Origin of the sequence: Sporolactobacillus nakayamae (assembly GCF_900113325.1) — a bacterium.
Classification (GTDB): Bacteria; Bacillota; Bacilli; order Bacillales; family Sporolactobacillaceae; genus Sporolactobacillus; species Sporolactobacillus nakayamae.
Genome location: NZ_FOOY01000044.1, coordinates 1 through 6835 on the forward strand (window position 1 = coordinate 1; position 6835 = coordinate 6835).

The 6835-nt window shown below is 44.6% G+C and carries 9 protein-coding genes and 1 pseudogene; 3 read left to right on the forward strand and 7 right to left on the reverse strand.

Features of this window, described 5'->3' with window-relative positions; all coding sequences use genetic code 11:
• Positions 1 to 106 precede the first annotated feature (106 nt).
• The 7 genes from BM003_RS17240 to BM003_RS17270 form a co-directional block, all read right to left on the reverse strand.
• The gene (locus BM003_RS17240) at positions 107 to 874 is read right to left on the reverse strand and encodes an IS66 family transposase (RefSeq protein WP_093674857.1); all 768 of its coding nucleotides are present in this window, start codon (positions 872 to 874) and stop codon (positions 107 to 109) included.
• A gap of 47 nt (positions 875 to 921) precedes the next feature.
• A complete protein-coding gene (gene tnpB / locus BM003_RS18320) occupies positions 922 to 1236 on the reverse strand; it encodes an IS66 family insertion sequence element accessory protein TnpB (protein ID WP_143128496.1) in 315 nt (104 codons plus the stop codon).
• Positions 1140 to 2753, reverse strand: coding sequence for an IS1634 family transposase (locus tag BM003_RS17250; RefSeq protein WP_093674858.1), 1614 nt, complete (start codon positions 2751 to 2753; stop codon positions 1140 to 1142). Before BM003_RS17250 ends, tnpB (BM003_RS18320) begins: the two co-directional genes overlap by 97 nt.
• Positions 2754 to 2843: 90 nt before the next feature.
• Positions 2844 to 3047 (reverse strand): IS66 family insertion sequence element accessory protein TnpB, encoded by a 204-nt coding sequence (gene tnpB, locus BM003_RS18325; RefSeq protein ID WP_093674859.1) that lies wholly within the window; start codon positions 3045 to 3047, stop codon positions 2844 to 2846.
• The gene (tnpA, locus tag BM003_RS17260; protein WP_093674860.1) at positions 3044 to 3349 is read right to left on the reverse strand and encodes an IS66 family insertion sequence element accessory protein TnpA; all 306 of its coding nucleotides are present in this window, start codon (positions 3347 to 3349) and stop codon (positions 3044 to 3046) included. Before tnpA (BM003_RS17260) ends, tnpB (BM003_RS18325) begins: the two co-directional genes overlap by 4 nt.
• A 159-nt stretch (positions 3350 to 3508) precedes the next feature.
• Complete coding sequence (istB, locus tag BM003_RS17265; protein WP_093674861.1) at positions 3509 to 4276, reverse strand: IS21-like element helper ATPase IstB; 768 nt, start codon at positions 4274 to 4276, stop codon at positions 3509 to 3511.
• Positions 4273 to 5178: a transposase gene (locus BM003_RS17270; RefSeq protein WP_177184864.1), complete on the reverse strand. Its 906-nt coding sequence runs from the start codon at positions 5176 to 5178 to the stop codon at positions 4273 to 4275. The genes istB and BM003_RS17270 overlap by 4 nt, the downstream gene beginning before the upstream one ends.
• Positions 5179 to 5249: 71 nt before the next feature.
• Between BM003_RS17270 and tnpA (BM003_RS17275) the strand changes: the two genes are divergently transcribed.
• The 3 genes and pseudogenes from tnpA (BM003_RS17275) to BM003_RS17285 all read left to right on the forward strand — a co-directional run.
• Positions 5250 to 5555 carry an IS66 family insertion sequence element accessory protein TnpA gene (gene tnpA / locus BM003_RS17275; RefSeq protein WP_093674862.1) on the forward strand — a complete coding sequence of 102 codons (306 nt, stop codon included), beginning with the start codon at positions 5250 to 5252 and terminating at the stop codon, positions 5553 to 5555.
• A complete protein-coding gene (gene tnpB, locus BM003_RS17280) occupies positions 5552 to 5911 on the forward strand; it encodes an IS66 family insertion sequence element accessory protein TnpB (RefSeq protein WP_093674863.1) in 360 nt (119 codons plus the stop codon). The genes tnpA (BM003_RS17275) and tnpB (BM003_RS17280) overlap by 4 nt, the downstream gene beginning before the upstream one ends.
• A gap of 50 nt (positions 5912 to 5961) precedes the next feature.
• Positions 5962 to 6720, forward strand: a pseudogene (locus tag BM003_RS17285) (transposase); the annotation flags it as partial.
• Positions 6721 to 6835: the final 115 nt, after the last annotated feature.

Below are 6835 nucleotides of genomic sequence, written 5' to 3' on the forward strand. Positions count from 1 at the left end.
TTTCCATAAACTGTACCCAAATACCAGGCGTACAGCGACCTTTTTAAATTAAATAAGAGTGACTCAACATAATAAATGACTCTTCATAAGATGAATTATGTTGAGCTCAACATAATTCATCGGCATGAAGAAGATTCTGCTGAACCAGCTTAGCTTTCATCCGGTTATAGATTCCTTGAAGCCAATGATTCGCCCCATAAAGAAGCCAATTAGCCATCGTTTGTCGTGAAAGAGCGATTCCTAATCGTTTAAACTGTTGTTCCTGTCGGTAGAGTGGCTGCGCATCCAGATACTTCTGGCACATGATGTATGCCATCGCTGATGGGGAGGCCAGACTTTTTGGAAAAACAGCTTTCGGTGCCGGTGCCGTGATGATCGGTGTTTGCGTGGCTTGTCGTTCACAATGCCGGCAGGCATAGGTGTGACGGACATGTCGGATCACCTTGACCTGAGGAGGAATGATTTTAAGCTCCTCACGAACTTCTGATGACATGTTATGCAAAGCTCCTCCGCAACACGAACAGGTCTGTTCGTGTTCAGGTAAGGTATAGTCAATCACTTCAACCGGCAAGTCTTTCAGTTTTTCTTGACGTTGTCCCTGAGTTTTCTTCCGTTTATAGGTGATTGTTTCCACAGTAGGTTCGGGAACTCCGCTATCCGTTTCACTTTCCGCTTCATTGAATAATTGAAGGATAAGCTGTTCCGAATTGGTCTTCTCGCTTGAAGCACCGAATTGACGGGTTTGGCTGAGGCAAAATTGTTCTTCGAACCATTTTAGCTTGAGTGTCAGTTCGGCGTTTTCTCTTTTGAGCGCATCGCGTTCCTCACGCAATGCATCCATTGTGGTGACGTTTGAATCCGTTCGCTTTTTCATTTCTTCATTATAATAGAAAACACGCCTCCTGTCTCTGATTTCTTGAGTCAGATCAAGGTTTGCGCGTTCATCGGTTGATGTGCGTGTCGCTGTTCAAGGGATAAGCCATCCAGCAACCAATTCAGCTGTCGTCGCGTAATTCTTAAAGAAGACGAGGAATCGTCATTCTTCGGCCATGCAAAAGCCCCTTTTTCCAGACGCTTATAGTAAAGCCAAAAGCCGTTATACTCCCAATGTAGGATTTTTAACCTGAATTCCCGTGAAATTATACCAAGGCAGGCGGATCCACTCCTAGGAATTGATAAAGGTCCATCTGTTTTTTGGTCAGCTCGCCAATATGCTTGTGGCCACCGGGTTGCCAGTACTGCTCGACCACATCCAGTTCATCCAGAAGTTCCTGAATGGTGTATTTTTTAAATAATTGATGATCGCTCATTGCCTTTTTTATGTATGAAAGATAGAACAGCGCGATGAATTGGATGAAAAGTTTGCCTTCCAGGTTTTCTTCGGAAGAAACCGAGGTTCGGCGAAGATTCAGCCGTTCTTTTAAATTACCGAAGGCTTTCTCGATCAGATCCTTTGTCCGATAAATCTCCACTGCCTCAATGGGATCTTTGATCCCATTGGAAATGAGAGCGAAGTAACCAAAGTCCTTTTCCGCTTTGGCGATTGCCTCGACTTTTGGTGTCAGGGAAATTCCTCTGATAGGCGTTTCTTTCCACTCGTAGTAACGAGCATAAAGCTTTTCATGTTCCGGATTTCTCCTGCCCGACTGTAGTTCTTCCTCCAGACGATCCAGCAGTTTATTGAAGGTCATCTTATCGTCAGTCGCTTTTTGATCATTATAGTAGAGATGAAGATACAGTCTTTTCTTATCGGTCATAATTTCCCCGGTTCGCTTTTTGACTTCTGAATAGTCCCAGTCAGTCAGAAAGGATTCATAATAGAGATTGCAGCCGGAATCGTAGTGAGCGCGCGTGATCATTTTCTGACGGACATCGTCCAACGTCTTGCGAACAAACTTCAGTGAAGTTCGGACACCAATCAGAAATTTTACGTGGTCTTGATAGAAGGCGTTGATATTTTTCTCACTGTAGAAGCCGCGGTCCATCACGATCTTCACTTTCTTTTGCTTAAGAAAGTCTACATCAGCGAGCAGTGTCCGTATCGTTTTGACGTCGGCAATGTTGCCCGGCAGTTTGCGATAGGCTACCGGCAGACCGGAGGTCTCCCCGTAAAGAAGCGCCAGGTTAATCTGCGGCAGAGGATCATGATCCTTGTTTTTGCCGTATTTGACCTGTTTCAGCACTTTTGAGTAGGACGATACAGAGGTCGTATCATAAGCCAGATACTCTTCACGGACGCGCCTTTTGCTTTGGAGAAGAAAGAAATGATGTTTGGCATTTTCCGTGATTGAGCCAAACAGCTCACTGCTTCTCTGGGAGGACAGATTTTTTCCGTAGGGATGCACATGGGTCTTCGCCCAACGGGGGAAGCGGCTCATCGGATTGCGATCCTCCAGAACCAGATAATAGGCTAGGGAAAGAATCTGTTGATACGATTCTGGAAAACATTGGGACAGGTCATCTGTGAGGCCAAGTTTGGCGCCGATGGCGTCAAATAAGTAAGTTGCTCCGTAGAAACGGCGCTGATAGGTGGTCGACGCCACGGGACCACGTTTCTTTTCTTTTTGGTTGATGATCTCTTTCAGACCGTCGGTATACTTTTTGGACGGAATGAATTTGCCGGTTACCGGATCCAGTTTGCCAATACATTTCCGACGATTCCGCGTCTGCTTCTTTTCCTTGTCCCAGTACCCTTCGGATTCATACACGTAAGTGATTCCGTTTTTTTTGTTCTTCAAATGAACGAGTGACATGTGCATCCCTCCAAAACATGGTATAATTATACCATGTTTTGGCAAAAAAAGCAACACTAAAAAAGTCTGAACTCCTTGATTTAAAAGGAATCAGACTCGATTATTGGTATAAATGTCCGGGAATGCAGGTTTTAACTTATCCCGCTTACGATTACAGAATACAAATAGGCAGGAGGAAAAAGGATTAAGATGGAATCCTTCCTGTACGATAACGGACAACCCGTCAATCGACTTCCTCAGGTCCGTAGGACCTTTGGCTAAATACACCTGTTCAATGATCGAATCTCGAATCATAGCGCTCGCAACACACGAACTACATCAGCCAACAGATCCGGATCAAAGCCGGCATGGACCTCGATCTTTGAAACCCCAAGATGGACAAAAAGAATCTCCTGTTTCTGTGCACGTTCAAAATTCACGGTCGTCCATGAATGCGTTGAAGGTGTAGCTGGCATCAATCTCAGCTTGCGTCGCCAATACCAAAATTGACTGAGTGGAATTTCTTGCCCTGAACACCATTCTTTGCCGTTCTGTTCACTTTTCTCAAAATCATTCATGCGCTCTTGCCAAAGATTTTGTAACTCGATTCGCGTCATGGATCATCCTCCTGATCATTTGATAGAGGCATTATCGCATGCTTCACTGATCAAGAGAAGGTGTCCATTATTTGACGCTTACAGATGGACGACTAGAATTAGATAATAACCGAGGGGAGCGTTTGTAACCGTCAAGTAGTTTTGAACACTTTTTGCTAATTAATTTTGAACACTTTTCTCTTTGAAAATTGTGCTTCGGTGTTTAATTCTATAGCTGTCTTCATTTAAGTGAATGACTTCTACCCGATGAAGAATTCTGTCTAATATAGCTGTTGTGATCCCCTGATCACCCATTAATTCCCCCCATTGTTTTGGCCCTTTGTTGGAGGTCAGAATGACCGAACTTCGTTCGTACAGATAGTTAATTAGGTGAAAAAATAAATTGGCCTCTCGCTGATCCATTGCCAGATACATCAGGTCATCAACGATGACAAGATCCGATTCCCGGAGCCTTTTTAGCTGCGTTTTGGATTTAGATAGGTACTCTTCTGTCTTGAGCAGATGGACGAGCTCCCCCATGGTTAAAAAGCTTACCTTGAAGCCTTTATAGATAGCCTCAAGGCCGAGACCAATCGCAATATGGGTTTTGCCCACCCCTGGCGGGCCAAGAAGAATCAGGTTATATTGTTGTTCTAGCCAATTCAACTCCTTTAACTGGTTGATCTGCCGACTGCTAATGGATTGTTGTTCGTCCATACGAAATTCATCCAGTGTCTTTTGATAAGGGAACTTGGCCCACTTCAATCTTCTCTCTACATTTTTTTCTTCTCTCCGCTTTAATTCGAAAGTTAAAAGTTCTTCCAGTAATTCTTGATAGGTCCAAGAAGATTGTTCCGCTTTTCGCAAGAGTTGGGGTAGCCCATTGGCTGTCTCCGTCATCCGAAGATGGCGAAAGTGTTCTTGTATCTCTTTGACTGTACTGTTCATTGCCCCACGCCTCCAAGTATCTGGATGTAATCGTCCATTTCTCTCACCGTTGCAGCCACTTGGCGTGTTCGTGCGACGCGATCATTTTGTGGTTCCTGAGTCTGACACGATGCTTGTAATTCTTTTGTTTCTTTTTGGCGAGCCAGATGTTGGGAAACATCTCGAAGATCGTTGGCACTCCAAAGCTGGTCTTTTATACAGATAGTCAAGGCTTGTTCCATTTCCTGACGGAAATGATGAAGGGCATACTGGACGATTTGAAGCTGATCACGGACATATCTCGGATACCGTTTACTCAATTCTTGAATGAATAATGCCGCTTGATCGCCATCATTGAATTGACGGATAATCGTCTCCTTATAGGCTTGAATTCCTTTTGAACGATCACGAGCATGTTGTCTGCTTTTGATGAGCTCGCCTTTTCCTGTACTTAGGATGTGCTGAGCCAGGACTTCACCTGATGATTGCTTTTTGATGATCAATTCACTTTCATTGATTTCAATGAAAACTTTATTATCACCATTTCGACGATACGTTCCCAAGGGCACGGAATAACGATTGGATTTATATTTGATGACATTGTCCGGACAGACCGTTCTTGTTATACTGGAACTATACTCGCTCTCAATGGAGAGCAGCGGAGAGACTGGTTTCAAGTGTTGCTTTTCGAGGGCGTGCACTTCAGCCGGTCTCTTTTTTGTTGTATTGTGTACGTTATAGTTTCCTGTCCGTTCTAACCAAGCAATGCCTTTTTCATTCCATGTATCGATGTTCGTAAAGGTCCTGTTCTTGGCAAAATTATACTTAACATACTTGACAACATTTTCTATTTTCCCTTTACTTTGGGGGTCTGCTTTTCGACATAAATGTAAACGAAATTGACGTTGTTCTGTAAGCGTCAAATAATAGACACCTTCTCCTGATCACTCGATCATGCGATGATATCTCTATCAATTGTTCGGGAGGATGATCCATGACACGAGTAGAATTACATGACCGCTGGCAGAAACGAATGCAAGATTTCGAGACCAGTGATTTAACAGGCACACAGTGGTGTGCAGATCAGGGCATTCCTCTATGCCAGTTCCGTTATTGGCGGCGCAAGTTACGCCATGATGGCTCACTTCCTGATCCCCATCGATGGATGCCTATTGGTCTGGATAATGCCGCCCAACAGGAGCCCTTATTCATTCATGTTGGATCTGCCAAAGTTGAGGTTCATACTGGATTCGATCCGGATTTGTTTGCGGATGTCGTTCGGGTGCTGCGTGCTTTATGATCCGCGAATCAGCCATTGAAAACGTCTATTTGGCTAAGGGTCCTACAGACCTGCGCAAATCCATTGACGGATTGTCCGTCTTGGTTCAAGAAGGCTTTCATCTCGATCCATTTTCACCATGCCTGTTTGTCTTCTGCAATCGGAAACGAGACAAGTTAAAAATTTTACATTGGGAATACAGCGGATTTTGGCTGTATTACAAGCGTTTAGAAAAAGGCACCTTTCAATGGCCGAAGGCCAATGACTCAAGCCCTTCGTTACCCATCAATCGTCGTCAGCTCAACTGGCTGCTGGATGGTCTGTCCATTCAGCAACGTCAGGCACATAAAGAAATTACTGCGCGCACACTTCTCTGATTTTCAAAGATGGGAAAGACAGGATGCGCGTCTTCGATTATAATAAAAAAATGGAAAACCGAACGGAGTCAAACACACCCACAATTGAAGCATTGCGTGAGGAGCGTGATGCGCTGAAGCAACAAAACGCCGAACTGACGCTCAAGCTGAAATGGTTCCAAGAACAATTCCGTCTCAGTCAAAAACGCCAATTCGGCGCTTCGAGCGAAAAAACGCATCCGGAGCAGTTAACGCTTCAACTATTCAATGAAGCAGAAAGCGAATCGGATCCTAACCTTCCCGAACCGACCGTTGAAACGATTACCTATAAACGCAAGAAAAGCCAAGGGCAGCGACAGGAAAAGCTGGAGAATCTCCCGGTTGAAGTGATTGACTATGATTTACCTGAGACCGAACAGGTTTGTTCCTGCTGTGGAGGAGCTTTACATGAAATGTCCACTGAGGTTCGCGAAGAACTGAAAGTCATTCCTGCACAGGTTAAGGTCATCAAGCATGTTCGTCACACGTATGCCTGTCGCCATTGTGAACGGGAAGCCATTCAAACGCCGATTGTCACTGCGAAAGCGCCAAACGCTGTTTTTCCCAAGAGCTTAGCGTCGCCTTCGGCGATGGCCTATGTGATGTGTCAAAAATATTTGGACGCTCAGCCGTTATACCGTCAGGAGCAACAATTTAAGCGTCTGGGCGTTACGTTGTCCCGGCAAACGCTGGCCAATTGGATGCTTCATGGAGCTGAACATTGGCTCAGCTTAATCTATGATCGGATGAAGACACACTTGGTTGCCCGTGACCTTTTGCATGCAGATGAATTATGTTGAGCTCAACATAATTCATCTTATGTAGAGTGATATATTATGTAAAGTTGAGGGTTACCATGCCGCGCGGACACGAGGTATAAGGCGTAACCACTCAACATAATTATTT